General features: G+C 40.3%; 15 protein-coding genes and 1 tRNA gene. 6 read left to right on the top strand and 10 right to left on the bottom strand.

From position 1 onward, the window contains the following. Positions 1-615, bottom strand: a complete 615-nt coding sequence (locus tag BGP15_RS11835; RefSeq protein WP_070563987.1) for a hypothetical protein — start codon at positions 613-615, stop codon at positions 1-3. 388 nt (positions 616-1003) lie between these two features. On the opposite strand from BGP15_RS11835, the gene BGP15_RS11830 reads away from it, so the two are divergent. Together BGP15_RS11830 and BGP15_RS11825 are read left to right on the top strand one after the other, a co-directional pair. Next, positions 1004-1855, top strand: a complete 852-nt coding sequence (locus BGP15_RS11830) for an AraC family transcriptional regulator (RefSeq protein WP_046673479.1) — start codon at positions 1004-1006, stop codon at positions 1853-1855. A gap of 76 nt (positions 1856-1931) precedes the next feature. Then, positions 1932-3185, top strand: coding sequence for an amidohydrolase (locus tag BGP15_RS11825; RefSeq protein ID WP_286769619.1), 1254 nt, complete (start codon positions 1932-1934; stop codon positions 3183-3185). 85 nt (positions 3186-3270) lie between these two features. Here the strand turns inward: BGP15_RS11825 and BGP15_RS11820 are convergent, their stop codons facing one another. Then, a complete protein-coding gene (locus BGP15_RS11820) occupies positions 3271-3858 on the bottom strand; it encodes a hypothetical protein (protein ID WP_286769618.1) in 588 nt (195 codons plus the stop codon). Between the two features lie 547 nt (positions 3859-4405). Between BGP15_RS11820 and BGP15_RS11815 the strand changes: the two genes are divergently transcribed. Continuing rightward, positions 4406-4467, top strand: a tRNA-OTHER gene (locus tag BGP15_RS11815). 14 nt (positions 4468-4481) lie between these two features. Here BGP15_RS11815 and BGP15_RS11810 read toward each other — a convergent pair. After that, positions 4482-4664, bottom strand: a complete 183-nt coding sequence (locus BGP15_RS11810; protein ID WP_286769617.1) for a hypothetical protein — start codon at positions 4662-4664, stop codon at positions 4482-4484. A 210-nt stretch (positions 4665-4874) separates the two neighbouring features. Between BGP15_RS11810 and BGP15_RS11805 the strand changes: the two genes are divergently transcribed. Beyond that, the gene (locus tag BGP15_RS11805; RefSeq protein WP_286769616.1) at positions 4875-5969 is read left to right on the top strand and encodes a slipin family protein; all 1095 of its coding nucleotides are present in this window, start codon (positions 4875-4877) and stop codon (positions 5967-5969) included. A 102-nt stretch (positions 5970-6071) separates the two neighbouring features. Beyond that, on the top strand, positions 6072-7493 hold the full coding sequence (locus BGP15_RS11800; protein ID WP_112374101.1) for an RtcB family protein: 1422 nt from the start codon (positions 6072-6074) through the stop codon (positions 7491-7493). Between the two features lie 60 nt (positions 7494-7553). Here the strand turns inward: BGP15_RS11800 and BGP15_RS11795 are convergent, their stop codons facing one another. The 4 genes from BGP15_RS11795 to BGP15_RS11780 all read right to left on the bottom strand — a co-directional run bounded on the left by BGP15_RS11795 (position 7554) and on the right by BGP15_RS11780 (position 10905). Further along, the gene (locus BGP15_RS11795) at positions 7554-8846 is read right to left on the bottom strand and encodes a chloride channel protein (protein WP_286769615.1); all 1293 of its coding nucleotides are present in this window, start codon (positions 8844-8846) and stop codon (positions 7554-7556) included. Positions 8847-8938: 92 nt separating this feature from the next. Then, on the bottom strand, positions 8939-9397 hold the full coding sequence (locus tag BGP15_RS11790; protein WP_046673474.1) for a GyrI-like domain-containing protein: 459 nt from the start codon (positions 9395-9397) through the stop codon (positions 8939-8941). A gap of 61 nt (positions 9398-9458) precedes the next feature. Then, positions 9459-10316: a DUF6265 family protein gene (locus BGP15_RS11785; RefSeq protein ID WP_112374103.1), complete on the bottom strand. Its 858-nt coding sequence runs from the start codon at positions 10314-10316 to the stop codon at positions 9459-9461. Between the two features lie 31 nt (positions 10317-10347). Further along, positions 10348-10905 (bottom strand): DUF4256 domain-containing protein, encoded by a 558-nt coding sequence (locus tag BGP15_RS11780; RefSeq protein ID WP_286769614.1) that lies wholly within the window; start codon positions 10903-10905, stop codon positions 10348-10350. Between the two features lie 133 nt (positions 10906-11038). On the opposite strand from BGP15_RS11780, the gene BGP15_RS11775 reads away from it, so the two are divergent. Next, positions 11039-11908, top strand: a complete 870-nt coding sequence (locus BGP15_RS11775) for a DUF808 domain-containing protein (RefSeq protein ID WP_286769613.1) — start codon at positions 11039-11041, stop codon at positions 11906-11908. Between the two features lie 76 nt (positions 11909-11984). On the opposite strand, the gene BGP15_RS11770 is transcribed toward BGP15_RS11775, so the two are convergent. The 3 genes from BGP15_RS11770 to acnA all read right to left on the bottom strand — a co-directional run bounded on the left by BGP15_RS11770 (position 11985) and on the right by acnA (position 17132). Further along, positions 11985-13370, bottom strand: a complete 1386-nt coding sequence (locus BGP15_RS11770) for a WG repeat-containing protein (protein ID WP_286769612.1) — start codon at positions 13368-13370, stop codon at positions 11985-11987. A gap of 139 nt (positions 13371-13509) precedes the next feature. Further along, positions 13510-14076: a pentapeptide repeat-containing protein gene (locus tag BGP15_RS11765; protein ID WP_286769611.1), complete on the bottom strand. Its 567-nt coding sequence runs from the start codon at positions 14074-14076 to the stop codon at positions 13510-13512. 287 nt (positions 14077-14363) lie between these two features. Next, positions 14364-17132 (bottom strand): aconitate hydratase AcnA, encoded by a 2769-nt coding sequence (gene acnA, locus BGP15_RS11760; protein ID WP_286769610.1) that lies wholly within the window; start codon positions 17130-17132, stop codon positions 14364-14366. Positions 17133-17136 lie beyond the last annotated feature (4 nt).

The raw sequence follows: 17136 nt of genomic DNA, 5'->3' as shown, positions 1-17136 counted from the left end.
CTAATAAAGATCTCTCCAGTTTGGGATATATAGATTGAAAATTGCTTCTGTTTCCTTTCGGGTCTTATCCGCAAATTTACAGAAAGCCTTTAGAATAATTAGATTGATGTGTTCTTTTTTAAAATCAATGAGTCGATTTGAAAATTGAAATCCACCTTCAACGATTCTAAAATCACTTTTGGGTAGTTTACGGATGGTCACTGTTGCCACATCATATATATCCAATTGCTCCTCCCAGTAAGCAATTTGCTTGACGACTTCATGGTAGAGTAATTCCTGGCACCATTTGTACAGTAAGTTCAAGGTATTTGTGTTCTTCTTTTGATATACACATATGCTCGTTGCTGTCAATTCAACAGTTGGTAGCATTGCGGACGGATAAATCTTGACCAAATAAGGTTTTCCAAATAGGTAGTAGGGATCTTCCAGATAGGAATAGGATGAATCTTCCGATTTATTTTCTGGAGGATTTAGCTTAATGTACTCTTTGAGGAAAGCAACATCGCAATGCGCTGGAGCGTATACACGATAGGGAGATGAACTACCTAGAATCTGGATGTAATCTTTATTCCAAAGTACTATTTCGTAAAATATACTCCCTATTTCAATTTGCATGTTTCGATCTTAAGTTGGAAATGAGGCATAGGCATTCGACCTAAATCAGACCCTATAAACTATTTCAAAGTAACGTTTTTTTGATATTAATCAATAATGATAATCGTAACAATTTCTGTCAATAATTGCGGGCAAGCTTAAGGGCTTCGTTAGAAAAAATGATAGCCTATTAGTAATCAACTTCGGACTGTAAGCAGTATGTCTGTATGATGAAGCCACGGTAATTGCACATAAAAAAGGTGGACTCAACGTGGACTTACTGTGGACTCACTGTGTTTACAGTACGAAGCTGGTCATAAGTTGGAAGTAATTTTTAGTATTGTTACCAGCTCTCACTAGCTTTTGTTTTTTGTTTTAATATTTAGATACTATCTTTGGAATACTGTTTATGTATCAACCCAACGACCATTTTCCAATACTAGATCTGCAAAAATTCCAGGAAGGGATTATTGCGGATTGTGACCTGCTTTTTCACGAACTTATTGGTCCTCGGGAAATTAATGAACCGCATAAACATGATTTTTTTATTCTCTTATTATTTGAAGAGTCTGTAGGTACGCATACCATAGACTTCGATCACTTTACGCTTGGATGTAATCAATTACATCTCGTTTTTCCAGGTCAGGTACATCAGTGGAAGATGGACGACTCGACCCATGCATTGCAGCTCATGATCAGCAGACGTTGGTTCGAAAGCTTATTACCTGCATTGCGATTTCCTATTTCTTATTATCTAAAGCATTTGGTCATTGATCTTTCAGCGATCCACTTTCAGTCGCTATTGGCAGAATTTAAAGCAATTGCAGCTGATCTAGCGGACGACCATATCCTATGGGAATTGATTTACGCGCGGGTTAAAGTAATCGCCCTTCTGATTAGCAAGATCGTTCAGGATAATTATCATGATTATGAACAACATCAGGATAATCCGATTGTGGCAAAATTTGTTCAGCTTATCGATGAATGGTATAAAAGTGAAAAATCCGTTGCTTTTTATGCCGAGAAGCTAAATATATCCGCAAACTATCTGAATGTGTTAAGTAATCGGGTGTTACACAAGTCAGCTTCATTTTTGATTCAGGAACGCGTGTTATTGGAAGCAAAGCGCTTGCTTAAAATTTCGGATAAAACGATCAAAGCTATTGTCTTTGATCTAGGATTTTACGATAATGCAAGCTTCAGCAAGTTTTTTAAATGCCATACAAATATGACACCAAGTCAGTTTAAAGCGCAGCCATAATTTCTACACAAGCTGTGATAATTCATACAAGGATCATTGTCCCAAATCACTTAGCTTTGGTGAAAATGATTTAAGCATGAATGAAATCAATCAAAATCAAGATACTTATTTGTTGAGGAACGTATTGCTAGAAACAGGCTTTCTTTATGAGAAGGAAGAAATTGTTGCTACGAAAACGGCATTATTTGATATTCAAATCGAGGCAAATAAAATAAAAAATATAGAGCCAGCGCAATCGGGGATTGACGGAAAAGGCTTCGACATGAAAGGTAAATTGGCCTTACCGCCATTCCGTGACATGCACATTCATTTAGATAAAACTTTATACGGCCTGCCCTGGAAGGCGGTATTTCCAAAAAACAGGACTGTAAAAGATATGATTGCCAAGGAACAGATCATCATCCCTGAATTGTTGAAAACCTCTGTCGAACGTGCCGAAAAATTGATTGCGCTATTGCAGGGCTACGGAACAAATTTTGCGCGCGCACATTTTAATGTAGACCCAACATCGGGGACGAAGTCATTGGAACATCTGTTACAGGCACTGGAACATTTAAAGTATTCCTTTGCTGCAGAACTGGTCGCATTCCCCCAACATGGTCTATTCTATACAGAATCCGCGAAGTTAATGGAGGAAGTTGCAAAATGGGAACAGGTGGATTTTATCGGTGGTTTGGATCCCTTTAGTATTGACGGCAGTATCGAGAAACCGATGGACTTGACGGTTCGACTTGCATTGGACAATAACAAGGGAATCGATATCCACTTGCATGAAGGTGGAGAATCAGGTGTTAAGACTATGGAATATTTGATTGATAAAGCATTGGAAAACCCCGCATTACAGGGACGCACATTTATCAGTCATGCTTTCGCCTTAGGCTACCTGCCGAAAAAAGACTTAGAACACATGGCCGAACGACTGGCAGAAGCGAAAGTCGGTATATGCAGTTCGGTTCCTTTCCGCAATATGTTGATGCCATTTCGGGAACTGAAAAAGGCGGGAGTGGAAGTTTTTGTGGGGAACGACAATGTTCAGGATCATTGGGGTACTTTTGGTAGTGGTAATATGCTTCAGAAAGCCAATCTAGCCGCGCAATTATATGGTTATGAAACTGAATTCGAGCTATCTCGTTGCCTTCGTTATGCGACCAATGGCAAAATCCCGCTTGATGACCACGGGAATTCGGTATGGCCGAAAGTAGGAGATGATGCTAGCCTTCTTTTTGTCGACGCGAGTTGTTCAGCAGAAGCAGTTTCTCGGATCTCGACCGTCCATGGGCTTATTCATCAGGGAAATCTCGTCAAATGGAACAATAGTTCACAAGCTTGATTAAAATAGCACATAATAAGAACATTTGACATGCCAATTTATCGTCTGGGGAATTGGCATGCTCATTTTTTAGGAGGGATTACGGTTAATGTAGGAAAGTCGTCTTGCAGTAGTCTATTTTATAAGAACCTTGCTCATGGACCAATTGAACCTCGTTTTTGGTTCGGATATTATCGCCGTAATCAATAAATACGATAAACTTGCTCTCCGTTATTTTGTCGATTTTAACATCCTTGATATCCAATGCGTCGTCATTACCTCTTCCAAATAACCAGGTTTCCGCTGTATATAAGGGATAGATTTTTTCCCATTTAGCTTTGTAAGCTGCTTCAGCTTTGGGCAGTTCTTCATCTGTGAGGTTAGATGGCCCGTAAATTTCATTGGCATCTTTTAAGAACGCCTGAAAGCGTTTGGTACATAAGGCATCTTCTTTGTCCAGATAGTAACAATATTTGCCGGATGCAGAACTTTTACATTTAAAAATCTCTTTTAACCAATCTTCCGCTTGCTGATGCTGAGCAATTGTCGTGTTTTGCTTCGCTGTGCCTGTGCCGTCGTTGATTAAAACCTGCTTTGCAGGATGTTCCACTGCAGTGCTTTTATGGTTTTTCGTTGGATTTATACAGCTCGCTAGCATGTAAAACAGCAGTATTGTTGTATACAAACTTTTCATCTTTTGATATCGTCTTTTATTTGGGTGTAAAATTAGGATATAAATCCCATAACACGATCACGGATTACCGCTATATTTCTACAGCATATTTGCCAAAAAATCCTATTTCCCATTCTTGTTGAAATAAAGCAAAGCTCTGTGTGCCGATCGTGTGGCGTATAAACGCAATACATCTGCGTAGTTAAGAGTCCCTTGTTTCTTTCTGATGCTAATTATTTATTTTTAATTGCTGTATAACAGCATTTTATATTTTCTTTATATTTTTTTTACTTCTTTTTTTTTCTACGCAAATTCCCTGCGCATTAACCCAACGATATTTGTAATGTCAACAATGACAAACGTTCTTTGATGAAATTATAGCGAATAGCTTTAAGATATATACTTCTTGATGAAGTATTAAAGAAGCCTTTCTTCTTCAGTGGCATCCTGGTCACCTGTTTCAGTATAGCAGGTTAGTATTGTTCTCTATGAGAATCAATATACTGATAAAACGAGAAGTTGAAAGGAAAGTGCTCGTGTTAGAGGTTCGAGTCCTCTCCCGTAAAAAGGTAGCTCAAGGGTAGAGCAGAGCAGATAGTTGTGGGTCGTAGGTTCGATTCCTACTCCTGAGCAATCAGGATAGTTCAGTCTGGGTAGAACAACAGCTCAATCGTGTGGGGTCGAATCCCACTTCCATTTTCGGATGGAATAGCATAAGGGTATTGCACCGAACTGTCCATTCGGACATTCAAAGTTAAGACCTTCTTTAAAAAGGTCATTTGGTAGAAGCTTGCTATCTTTTTATCCTGCTTATGCGCTGTTTTCATGCGACTATGCAATTGATTGATGGCCTGAGATTCCTAAGATGTGGTATTTGAATTTATACTAACAAGTCGTGACCAATAAGATGGGGTATTTGTTCACCGACTTTTGATTTTAAAAGCGGGTACTTGGGCTTTTGAATCCCGCTTGAGGTCAAGGGATAAAAAATAGCAGGTTTTATAATAGCAATAATGAAAATTTAAAAGAATATACAAATGAAAAGAGTACAGATAACTACAGCAGAAATCGGATTGGTTATTAAAAACAATATGGTGGTCCGTGTTTTAAAATCCGGTAACTATTGGTTGGGATTTGGTGAAAAACTGGAGAAATATACAACTACTCATCCATTTCCTTCCGATCGTAATATCGATGTGCTTTTGCAGTTGGCAGGTTTTAGTGAATTGGTCGACATCGTTGAGGTGGGCGATACGGAGATTTGTCTTGTTTTTTTGAATAATAATTTCGAAAAGACGTTAGCCTCCGGCAGACATGTTTTTTGGAAGGAATTGCGTGAACGCAGATTTCAACTGGAAGACATTGCGGAGATTGAGGTTCCGGCATCTTTAAATCGTCAGTTGTTGGAGAAACAGAGTTTGAGCTATTATGTACGTCAGTATAAAATTGAACCAAATGAGAAATCCCTGTTTTTTGTAGACGGTGTGTTTGTGGATATCTTGAAGTCGGGAACGTATTATTGGTGGAAGAATGCAAAAACCATAGCGATTTCAAAAGCTGATATGCGGGTTTTGACCTTGGAGGTGGTAGGACAGGAGATCTTGTCTAAAGATAAAGCACAGATCAGAATCAATTTCACGCTGCAATATCAGATTGTGGATATTGTCAAAGCACTATTGAATAATAAAGACCACGAGAAGCAATTGTATTCGTTGATGCAGTTGACCCTACGGTCCTATATCGGGCAGATGACGTTAGACGAGCTGATGGAGCGGAAGACTGAAATACAAGGCTATATCTTAGAAAATACATTACAACAGGTTGCGAGCTTGGGACTAACACTGTTGACCTGCGGTGTTAAAGATGTTATTTTACCAGGGGATGTGCGGGACATCATGAACCAGGTGTTGATTGCAGAGAAGAGGGCGCAGGCAAATAGCATCATGCGTCGCGAAGAGACCGCTTCGACACGGAGTTTGTTGAATACGGCGAAACTGATGGAAGAAAACAGTATGTTGTTTAAGTTGAAGGAAATGGAATATGTCGAAAAGATCGCAGAAAAGATCAATACGATTTCGGTTTCCGGAAATGGACAGATTGTTGACCAACTCAAACAATTGTTTGTGAAATAAAAGATTATTAAATTGAAAGAGGTGCAGGTAGCAACGTAAAGAGCTGTTGTTACCTGCTTTGGAGGAGTTGTAAAGCTACTCTATAAATTAGAAAGTAAGAAAATGGAAAATAAGAGAATAAACGGCAATGACTTAATTGCTTTGGGATATAAAGAAAATCATAGCTTGGGAGTAGCGCTGAAGATCAACAGTAAAAGACACGGTTTTACGCGGGCAGAAATGCTTGAAAAGTTTAAAGCTGTTTTGGAAAATCCGACCAGCTATTCTGATGATGCTGTTTTCGGAATTTTAGCGAGTGCTCTGCTTGGGCAAGAGGCAATTGACAAGTCATTAATTGTCTTGAACGAAAACCCGGCGGATTATACCATTTACGGTTCGTCTGAAATTGAAACAGGGGCGAAAGCACAGATGAATATCGCCATGAAATTACCAGTTTCGGTTGCCGGAGCATTGATGCCAGACGCCCATCAAGGATACGGATTGCCAATCGGAGGAGTTCTGGCGACAAATAATGCCGTGATCCCTTATGGTGTTGGTGTCGATATTGGCTGTCGCATGGCTTTGTCCATCTTTGATCTACCGGGTTCATTTGTGGAGCACAATATAATGACGCTGAAAGATATTATTCTACGAAACAGTAAATTTGGGGCTGGTAATGGATACCTGAGACATGAACGCGTAGATCATGCTGTACTGGAAAACAAATTATTCAATGAGAATAGTTTACTTTCCTCCTTGAAGGATAAAGCCTGGACCCAATTGGGCTCTTCCGGTGGGGGGAATCATTTTGTGGAATTTGGTATAGTCGAATTTGAGGAAAGAGATGAGGTTTTAAACATTGATAGCGGCAGTTATTTGGGTTTGTTGACACATTCGGGTTCAAGAGGAATGGGCGCTACCCTAGCAGCACATTATACCAAGCTGGCCAAATCCGTGTGTAAGTTACCTTATCAAGCGGAAAATCTGGCTTATTTGGACCTGGATAGCCATGAGGGACAGGAGTATTGGCTGGCCATGAATCTCGCTGGCGATTATGCGTCAGCCTGCCACGAAGTGATTCATGACAAGATCACGTTGGCTTTAGGAGCTGAATTGTTGGCGAAAGTTGAAAATCACCACAATTTTGCATGGAAGGAAACTTGGAATGGTCAAGATGTTATTGTACACCGAAAGGGTGCGACGCCCGCTGCAAAAGGGGTAATGGGGATTATTCCGGGCTCCATGGCGACACCAGGGTTTTTGGTTCGCGGAAAAGGGGAGTCGAATGCTATACAATCGGCATCTCATGGGGCAGGTCGACTGATGAGCCGTACACAAGCGATTAAAACCTTATCTTCCCATGACCTTCATGCGATGCTTAAAGATCAAGGTGTTATGCTGCTTGGAGCAGGGATGGATGAAGCGCCGATGGCCTATAAAGACATCCACACTGTCATGGCTTCACAAAAAGATCTTGTTGATGTCGTGGCAAAATTTTCGCCCAAGATTGTCCGCATGGCAGATGATGGGAGCAGAGAAGACTAATGGCAAGAAAAAGCGGCTCAGATTGATGTCTGAGCCGCTTTCGTATTTAATTTCTTTTGATTACCTGGCCGTCGCCACTTCCTTATAGGTGTATACGTTATAAGGATATAGTTTTTTAGCTAGCGTTTTCGCAATAAAACTGCTGATGAGTAGGGGGGCTAGTAATAAATATCCGGAAGGAACAAGGCTTGCAATAATAAAGATCGCCGTGAAAGGTGCATGTATAGCCGCAGAAAGCATTGCTGCAGCACCAAAAAGGGCAAAATTAATAACCACCAATTGTGTGCCTAGATAATGGTTGCAAAGCTGTGCAAACAAAACGCCTAACAATGCACCTGTAACAATACTGGGGGCAAAAACGCCGCCGTCACCACCAGCACCTAGCGTCAGAGAAGCCACAAAAGGTTTTAAGAGAACAAGCAGGATCAACGGAAGAAAGTAAAGTAAATTGACAGAATCATGCAGACTGCTTTTTAGAATCTCTCCAAGACCATGATAGCTGTCGCCATAGAGTACCGGTAAGAAAAAGATAAATGTTCCAACGGTGATTGCACCCAAGTTGACACGGATAAAATTACTTTTTATGCCTGCAAAATAGGACTTCGCATAAATTACCGTTTTAGTAAAATATAATGCTAAAATCCCGCCAATCAATCCCAAAATAGCGACAAAAGGGATCGCTTGCCATCGCCATACTTTTACCTCAAATGTAAACAAAGGACTTGCGTCAAGATAATAGACAAATACGGAAGCCAGGGCCATTGAAGTTAGTCCGCTAATGAGCAAGGTCTTGTTATATCTGCGTGCAATTACCTCAAAAGCAAAAAGAAAACCACCCAATGCACTTCCAAACAACAGGGTGACTCCAGCGATTACGCCAGCGCAGATCAACTCGGTTTTGTAAGCCCAAGCTGGATGTAATCGCTTATACGCTTGGTTACCCACCGTGGCTGATGCAACAACTGTAGAAACTTCAACACCGGTTGACCCACCAAAAACTACCGTTAGAAAACCATTGATATAATGTGAAGGAATCTTAAAAAAAGGTAAATGGTCTTTTCTTGTTTCCAGTGTCGTATAAATTTCTTTGATCCCTTTGTTTTTTCTGTTTTGAAAAGCGTATTTCCGTAAGAAGTAAATCGCTGTAATACCTATGCTGGGTAAAACAATAAAAAGTTTGGCATCCCAGGAAGATACACTTTCAAACAATTCTTCCTGTACATAAGCTGTGCTGTGTTTGAGGCTGTATGCCAATACACAACAAACGATACTGACGAGCGCTGAACTTCCAATTAATTTTAGATAGCTATATCGAACAACTTTTTTTCTGTATGTCGTATTGCCTTGCATCATGTTTTTCTTTAAATCGGCACAAAGGTAAGGGTTATTTAGTTTAAAATAAACGATAAATACCTTAACACATACGTTTTGTTACGATAAAGACCCTAATGAATGCCTATGTATATATCCACCTTTGCATCGTGTGGGTTTTGGGCTTTTTCGCCATATATTTCGAGGTCTGCGGCATACGTTCTGGGTAAATCCGAACGCCATATCCTTTGCCAAGTTTCATAAACGATGCCATCTTCCAAATTTCCTTCTGCTGTAAAATGTCGGTAATGGTTTTCAGCGATATGAATACCGTCCAAGTCTTCGGGTAGTTCTTCAAGATTGCTGACTTTACAGCCTAATAAAGTCGTATAAGGCAATGTGTGATCTTTTTCATATTCGGTATAGATACAATAGAGTTCGCTGGATATCTTGTTGGGAATACGGCTCAACACATCTTCTTTAAAAAAGCGGGCCCAAAGTTCTGGAATGTCTTTCGCCGCCTGCCCATTTTGGTTGCTTGTACGGATGGCAAGACCTATTATACTGAATGAAGGGATTATTTTATTATTCATTTCGCTTAGTTTTCCCCAAAGTTAGATCGGCCAATGACAACCCTATGTCATGACCAAAGGGCTAATGTTGTTTTTTCCAGATTTTATCTACTTGGGACAGATATTCTGCCAAGGCAGCTGAACCATACCAGGGGTAAAACGAAGCTTCTAAGAGGCCGTTTTTTATCGCTGGATCGTTCTCTAAAATATGCTTTGCCGCATCAGTTGAAGCCATGTTATTTAAGATAAAAAGGCCCCGAAAGTTGTCGTCATTTTTTCCAAATGGGCCAGCAACAATCAATTGCCCATTTTTTACGAGACGATTGATATTTTCCATGTGACCTTTGAAACATTCATTAATGAATTGTTTGTCTGTTGTTTTATTCTCGCCAGTTTTGAGGAGGACAAAGATGTAGGATTTCATTCCATAATCATCAGCCCCCAATTTTTTTGCGAGCTCTTGATCGTAATTTGGGTTTCCTTCAGTCGTGGTCGGTGCAATTCTGCTCGCATAAAAAGACCTGGCTCTTCCCGATTTTCCTTCTACGACAATGTGAAGTCGGTTTGTGGCGACTGGTGTGTACCGAATGTAATTGGGGAAATCATGGGCCTCATTGATAAACGAATAGGTACTATCCTGATAACTTAGCTCAAAATTGACTTCTTTTCCATGGTTTTGTCCGATGACCAGTGCTGTGTATACAACTTTATCCTTTATTTTGGTCAATTTTAGGTATTCACTGACGATCTTTTGCCCATTTTTCAACGTATAGGAAAGTCCCTTTAATTCGTGTTCATTTATACGATCCCATTGTTCGTATTGCTCTTTATTGTCCACCTTCCATGTCCCTTCCAAGAACGATGGAAAAGATACTTGTGAAAAAAGCGGTTGGGCAGCTCCCCAGCAAAAGAGCAGGGTGGCTATTACAATTGTTTTCATATAGGTTTTAAATTTTGAAGGTTAGGGACTTTTAAAGAAAAAGTATGCAGCGAAATCCACGTGCGGCATAATAGGAGATTGCGCCATTATGATAGGTAAAGACTTGGTTGTAACGTCGGTCACAGAATAAGGCACCTCCAAGCTTGCGGATGGCATCTGGTGTTTGTATCCAGCTGGAAGTTTTTAAATCAAATTCACCTAATTGTTGAAGTTGGCGATATTGTTCTTCATTCAGTAGCTCAGTCCCCATTTTCTTAGCTTCTTCCACAGCATTCCCAATAGGCTTGTTTTCTTTCCTTTCATCTATGGCTCTTTGGTCAAAACAGAGGCTTCTTCTTCCTTTGGGACTTTCCTCAGCACAATCCACAAAAGCATACTGTTCTTTGTTTGCATCAATCAGAATAAGGTCGGGTTCGCCAGCGCTCTTTTCCATTTGGAACAAGCTCCATAATTTCTTGGGATTTTCAAGTAATTTATGCGCAACATCATCCCAACTGATCTGTGGATGTCTTTTAGGAAATTTCTGAAACCTTTGTTTTAATGTTTCAAGTAGCATTGACTGTTCCTGCAGTGTAAGTGAATTTTTCATAACGGTTGTCCTTGTGGTATTAAAATTACGTATTTAAATCAAATGTAATGTAGCTTAATATTACAAATGGATTAAATTCTTTAGTTCAAAATTGAATTAAATTTATATTTTTACGTTCAATTTTTATATAAATATGGCTTCAGGAATATTTGCAATACTAGATGATATTGCAGCGTTGATGGATGATGTAGCAGTGGCGAGCAAAATCGCAACAAAAAAAACTGCTGGAATCTTAGGTGACGATTTAGCGGTAAATGCAGAGAAAGCGACTGGTTTTTTGGCTTCACGTGAGCTCCCAGTTTTATGGGCAATTACAAAGGGTTCGCTGCTCAATAAGTTGATCATTGTACCTATTGCTTTATTACTGAACGTCTTTTTTCCAATTGCCATCAAATATATTTTAATTTTGGGTGGTTTCTACCTTGCTTTTGAAGGTGTTGAAAAGATTATTGAATACCTGTTTCACCGCAAACATGCTACAGAAGAAACGAAAGTAGAGACTGTCGTTGCTGAAAACTCAGTTGCTGTTGAAAAAGCGAAGGTAAAATCGGCTATCACGACAGACTTTATTCTTTCCGTGGAGATCGTCATTATCGCTTTAGGAACAGTTCTTGGAAAAAGCTTGTCCTTACAAATTATTACGGTTTCGGTTGTTGCTTTTTTAGCCACAGTTGGAGTCTATGGTATTGTGGCACTTATCGTTCGGATGGACGATGCGGGTTATAAATTGATTAAAACCTCCCGTGAGAAAGGCCCTGTAGCGAGTTTAGGTCGTCTTTTAGTCCGCGCACTGCCTTTTGTTATCAAGTTATTGGCTGTGGTTGGTACATTTGCTTTAATTTTGGTTTCAGGCGGAATATTTGCGCATTATATTGATTTCTTACATCACGCGCTACCTGCTCTGCCAAGCATGCTAAAAGAGCTGTTATTTGGCCTAGGTGGAGGCATAATTGTGGTGATTTTATTTACGATCGGCAAAATGCTGTTTAAAAAGAAAAAATAACCTTATACTGATCATTGATGATCAGCAACCAAAAAAGGCAACAGATAGATCTGTTGCCTTTTTTGGTTGCTGATGTTTAAATTATATCTGTTGCCTCTGCCGCAGCATCTATTTCCACACGTTCGCCTTTTGTATTAATCAAAATTACATCGTCCGAATCCGCTAATGAAACAGAAGCCACGCCATCGCTAAACGAGGTAGCTCCACTGTATATAAATGGTATTGCAACTTTTCCCTGACCATCTAAATACCCATACTTTCCACCTTTGCTTGCAAGGAAAAGATTGGGTTCTTCGGTAATTGAAATCAAATCGTAGTCGGGCGCAACGATTTTATTGGTCTTAATATCAGTAAGATTATACTTGTCGTTTTCGATGCTGACGAAATGCGTTGCATTGTTTTCAGAAATAAAGCTATACGTTGCCGGCACAATTATTTTACCCGCTTGATTCAATATGCCATATTTATCTTTCACTTGAAATACAGCATAGCCCCCGTTAATGAATGATATCATATCATAATTTGCTGGGATCAAAATTTTACCAGACTTATCCATGACCCCATATTTTTCGTTTAGTCCAAAAACCAGTTGGCCAAGATGGTCATCGTAACCTAAATAATCGTATCGGAAGGGGAGGATTGGTTTACCGGTGAGATTAATGGCACCATATTTTTCATCTTTATATTGAACTATACTCAGGTCGCCAACAAATGGAGCAATGTAAAGGTATTGTGCTGGCACAATTGTTTTTTCATCGCCGTCTTTTACCCCCAAAAGGCTAGTTGCAGCATCTTCAAATAAATAGAGATTTTCAGCAATCTGGTTGCTATCTTCCGCATCCTCTTCGTCATCATAAATGGATGCTACTTGTTCATAATCCTCAGGTACAATAAAATCCTTTTCGTCCAGTTGGCTATCGGTGATGTTCTGCGCAATCATATTCATGCCAAGCGGTGTTGTTAGCTGCAGCACAGCCCCAGGTATTTTTTTGAACAGATCAAAGCCCTCCCAATAGGCGACTGGCAGTTTATCGCTATACCAAATCGATAGGGTACTGTTTTCCGCGTTATCTTCCGAAATAGGAATTTCTACCTTCGCTAGTTTGCAGGGATAACCAGCGATCATTTTCGTCTGGTTTGGGACGAGTTTGATCGCATGTGAGCTAAGCTCATTTTCTTTCACGACATATTTTGCCAGTCCTGGGTATAATATAACCGATTGCTCTTCATTTTTTTTAACGAGAAAGATGGACTCTTCGCCGTCTCCGGAAGCCGATACAACTTTTATTTTATCATTGTTAACATAAGCTTCGTAGACAGAAACTGGAGCTGCTTGCGCTTCTTCGCTGGGATCGACGGAATAGGTAATGGCATAGTTGATCTTGAATGCTTTATTGATTTGTGCAAACGACATGCTGCTGGCCGCCAAGATAGCTACGAACGATAGGGATATTTTTTTCATCTTCTTAAACTTTGAAAGACAAATATCCTGATTCAATGTAAGGTGTTATATCCCTGAAATCCGTTATTTAATGATAAATCGAAATCGAGCCGATCTCATGCAACGATCTTCAGGCCCTTATCAAACCCCTGTCTGAGATTTAATCGATGGCCAACTGATATTTAAGCAATAGTCCAGACAGCTGTTCCCGACCAAATTTACTTTTTTTCATGCGATTGGCCTCGGGATCGAGCTGGATGTTGATGGAGGACCGAAAATCACAGCCTTCGAGATTGCTTTGTATAAAACGGGCATTTAACAAATTCGCTTTTCTAAACACCGCCTGTTGCAGATTAGCTCGTTCAAAATCCACATGTTGCAACGAACAGTGATCAAACTGAAATTTCTTTATATTTCGTTCAAAAAAAGAGGAGTAATCCAATACCGAGTTGCTGAAATTAACATGAAAGGAAAATGAATTACATTCATTAAAGTGTATACCTAGCATTTTGCAGTCATTAAAGACAACATGATCTAGTTGTGTGCCCTTCAGACTGACATTGGAAAGATTACACGATTTAAATTCACAATTTGTGAAAATGAGGTCTAACAGTTCCGCGCTCTGAAAATCACATTGCTCAAAAGTACATTTGTAAAATTCCTGAACTTGCTTCAGTTCAGGTGTCCATGTTTGTTTAGTGATTGTTTGTTCGATAAGTTCTTCCATTCTGTATGCTATTGGCATTGATCTTAGCGAAAATAAACAATTCTCCCGGATGATTTTACTTTAAAATGAAGTCAATGCGCTACATCCGCTTGTATGCAAAATACCTGATTTCAGGGATAAAAAGGGTAATTTTTTACAACTATATTTGGCATAGCCATAAAACATAATTCTGGGGGCAAGACTGAAGTATTGTAGAACTCTGGTAGGTTTTAATATAGTTGTTAAAGGGCACCCTATAGAGTGCCCTTTACTTTTTTAGCTATTTCAATTCTTCAATTTGCCGAATGTTAGTTGTTTTTTAAATATTGCCGTAGCACATATTGCAGAATACCGTCATTTTTAAAATACTCGATTTCAATGGCAGAATCGAGTCTTGCTTTCACTTGAAATGTGGTTGTTTTTCCATTGTCATGCACCGCCTTTACCGAGAGGAGTTTATGGGGTGTTAAATCGTTCGCAAGTCCCGTGATGTTATAGACTTCTGTTCCATTTAGTCCTAATTTCTCTGCATTTTCGTCATTGATAAACACAAGTGGTGCTACCCCCATACCGACAAGATTACTTCGGTGAATACGCTCAAAACTTTCAGCAATAACCGCACGTACGCCGAGCAGAAATGTTCCCTTTGCAGCCCAATCTCTTGAAGAGCCCGAACCATACTCTTTTCCAGCCAGCACAATGAGTGCAGTGTTGTTTTTTCGATATTCCATTGCGGTTTCATATACCGTCTTCACCTCATTGCTTGGGAAATAACGGCTAAATCCACCTTCACGATCAGTAATTTTGTTTTTAATACGCACATTGGCAAATGTTCCACGCATCATAACTTCGTGGTTCCCACGTCTAGATCCATACGAATTAAAATCTTCTTTACTTACCTGATGTGCGCTGAGGTATTGCCCAGCCGCAGTTTCTTCTTTGAATGACCCTGCAGGTGAGATATGATCCGTTGTAACCGAATCACCAAGATAAAGTAACACCCTTGCATTTTGGATGTCTTGTATCGGATTTGGTACAGCCTGTAAATTTTCAAAAAAAGGTGATTCTTTAATGTAGGTAGACGTGTTGTCCCACTGGTAATTTTGATCCAGATTCACTTCAAGTTCTTGCCAGTCTGTTGAACCATCGAAGATGACATCATAAACTTCTTGAAAATCCGATTGTTTGACGCAGGCATTGACGGTTTCCATAATATCCTCGCGGCTCGGCCAAATATCTTTCAGATATACGGGCTCACCATTCGGGTCGTAGTCGAGCGGCTCCTCCAAGAGATTAATATCAACTCTTCCGACTAACGCATAGGCAACAACAAGCATCGGCGACATTAAAAAGTTCATTTTTACCTGAGGATGCACACGCGCCTCAAAATTTCGGTTACCAGACAATACCGATGCGACAATGAGTTCACCTTTTTCCACTGCCTCTGCTATTTGTGGTGGAAGAGGACCCGAGTTTCCAATACAGGAGGTACAACCGTAACCCACCGTGTGAAAACGCAGGGCATCGAGATCAGCACTAAGTCCTGATCTTTCAAGGTATTGTGTAACGACTTTTGAACCAGGGGCTAAGGAGGTCTTTACCCAGGATTTGGTCCGCAGTCCACACTCGATAGCGTTACGGGCCAATAATCCTGCGCCGATCATCACAGTAGGGTTCGAGGTATTGGTACAGCTTGTTATGGCGGCAATGGCAATACTGCCATCACTGACAATATATTCTTTATGATTGTGCTTGATGCGCACAGCATGAATAGACTCTTGGATAACTTCATGCGGTGAATCATGTTCAATAGGTACCTTACCAAAGGTAAACTCCGTACCAGACCCGCCGTCGGCAAGCCAAGCAGATTCCGATCGCTGTAGAACAGGGATATACTGTCGATGGTGTTCGCTATCCAAGAGATGTGAAAATGTAGTTTTTAGATCTTTCACAAGAATTTTATCCTGAGGTCGCTTAGGGCCGGATACAGTTGGCTCCAGACTTGATAAATTGAATTCAACAACCGACGAATATTGAATTTCTTCCTTGCCTGTCCGCCAGAGTAAATTGCTTTTACAATAATCTTCAACAATTTTAATCTGTTCGGCACTTCGATTGGTGCTATGCATGTACTCAAGGGTTCGGTCATCGATCGGAAAATAGGTAACCGTACAGCCAAATTCTGGTGACATATTGGATATTGTCGCACGATCTGTCACCGAAAGGCTGTCCAATCCATCGCCAAATACTTCAACAAATTTGCCCACAACACCTGTATCACGAAGTATTTTTGTGATGGAAAGAACCATGTCCGTCGCGGTGCATGTCGCTGGTATTTTGCCCGTAAGTTTAAGGCCGATAACCTCGGGGCAGGTGAAAAAGATGGGTTGTCCAAGCATGGCTGCCTCGGCCTCAATACCACCAACTCCCCAACCTAATACACCAATACCATTGACCATTGGTGTATGCGAATCAGTCCCTACTAATGTGTCAGGAAAAAGCCAATTGTCACGTTCAATGACTCCTTTGGCAAGATATTCCAAGTTGACCTGATGGCAGATACCCATACCTGGGGGAACAACGGTAAAATTTTTTAATCCTTTCTGTGCCCATTTAAGGAGTTCATAACGCTCACGGTTGCGTTCATATTCCAACTCGACATTCTTGTCATACGAGTACTGTGTACCAAAGTAGTCGACCTGAACGGAATGATCAATGACCAGATCCACCGGGATAGCAGGATTTATTTTTTGTCCATCCTTGCCATGACGGATAAATTCGGCACGTAGTGATGCCATATCGACTACAGCAGGTACTCCGGTGAAATCCTGCATTAAAATTCTGGCCGGTTTGAAGGGGATATCTTTGTCAACAGGTTGTGGAGTCCAATGAATCAGGGTATTGACATGCTCGTCTGTGATACTGAATCCATCATGGTTTCGCAATACATTTTCCAGTAGTATCCGGATGCTGAACGGTAGGTGCATAACATTACCTTGAGGGAGATCTTTAATAGAACTATACTGGTAAACTTTTCCGTTAATTTCAATTTCTTGTATTGATTTCTCTTTGCTCATATTC

Source organism: Sphingobacterium sp. 40-24 (assembly GCF_001899705.1).
GTDB lineage: Bacteria > Bacteroidota > Bacteroidia > Sphingobacteriales > Sphingobacteriaceae > Sphingobacterium > Sphingobacterium multivorum.
The sequence above is the reverse complement of the archived record's forward strand: the minus strand, read 5'-3'. Positions and strand labels throughout refer to the sequence as shown.

Bases quoted from the DNA above. Each gene is read 5' to 3' on its own strand.
- BGP15_RS11825 (WP_286769619.1), top strand. From the start codon at position 1,932: ATGAATGAAATCAATCAAAATCAAGATACTTATTTGTTGAGGAACGTA.
- BGP15_RS11805 (WP_286769616.1), top strand. From the start codon at position 4,875: ATGAAAAGAGTACAGATAACTACAGCAGAAATCGGATTGGTTATTAAA.
- BGP15_RS11765 (WP_286769611.1), bottom strand. From the start codon at position 14,076: ATGGAAGAACTTATCGAACAAACAATCACTAAACAAACATGGACACCT.
- BGP15_RS11820 (WP_286769618.1), bottom strand. From the start codon at position 3,858: ATGAAAAGTTTGTATACAACAATACTGCTGTTTTACATGCTAGCGAGC.
- BGP15_RS11800 (WP_112374101.1), top strand. From the start codon at position 6,072: ATGGAAAATAAGAGAATAAACGGCAATGACTTAATTGCTTTGGGATAT.
- BGP15_RS11780 (WP_286769614.1), bottom strand. From the start codon at position 10,905: ATGAAAAATTCACTTACACTGCAGGAACAGTCAATGCTACTTGAAACA.
- acnA (WP_286769610.1), bottom strand. From the start codon at position 17,132: ATGAGCAAAGAGAAATCAATACAAGAAATTGAAATTAACGGAAAAGTT.
- BGP15_RS11810 (WP_286769617.1), bottom strand. From the start codon at position 4,664: ATGAAAACAGCGCATAAGCAGGATAAAAAGATAGCAAGCTTCTACCAA.
- BGP15_RS11775 (WP_286769613.1), top strand. From the start codon at position 11,039: ATGGCTTCAGGAATATTTGCAATACTAGATGATATTGCAGCGTTGATG.
- BGP15_RS11770 (WP_286769612.1), bottom strand. From the start codon at position 13,370: ATGAAAAAAATATCCCTATCGTTCGTAGCTATCTTGGCGGCCAGCAGC.
- BGP15_RS11790 (WP_046673474.1), bottom strand. From the start codon at position 9,397: ATGAATAATAAAATAATCCCTTCATTCAGTATAATAGGTCTTGCCATC.
- BGP15_RS11830 (WP_046673479.1), top strand. From the start codon at position 1,004: ATGTATCAACCCAACGACCATTTTCCAATACTAGATCTGCAAAAATTC.
- BGP15_RS11785 (WP_112374103.1), bottom strand. From the start codon at position 10,316: ATGAAAACAATTGTAATAGCCACCCTGCTCTTTTGCTGGGGAGCTGCC.
- BGP15_RS11795 (WP_286769615.1), bottom strand. From the start codon at position 8,846: ATGATGCAAGGCAATACGACATACAGAAAAAAAGTTGTTCGATATAGC.
- BGP15_RS11835 (WP_070563987.1), bottom strand. From the start codon at position 615: ATGCAAATTGAAATAGGGAGTATATTTTACGAAATAGTACTTTGGAAT.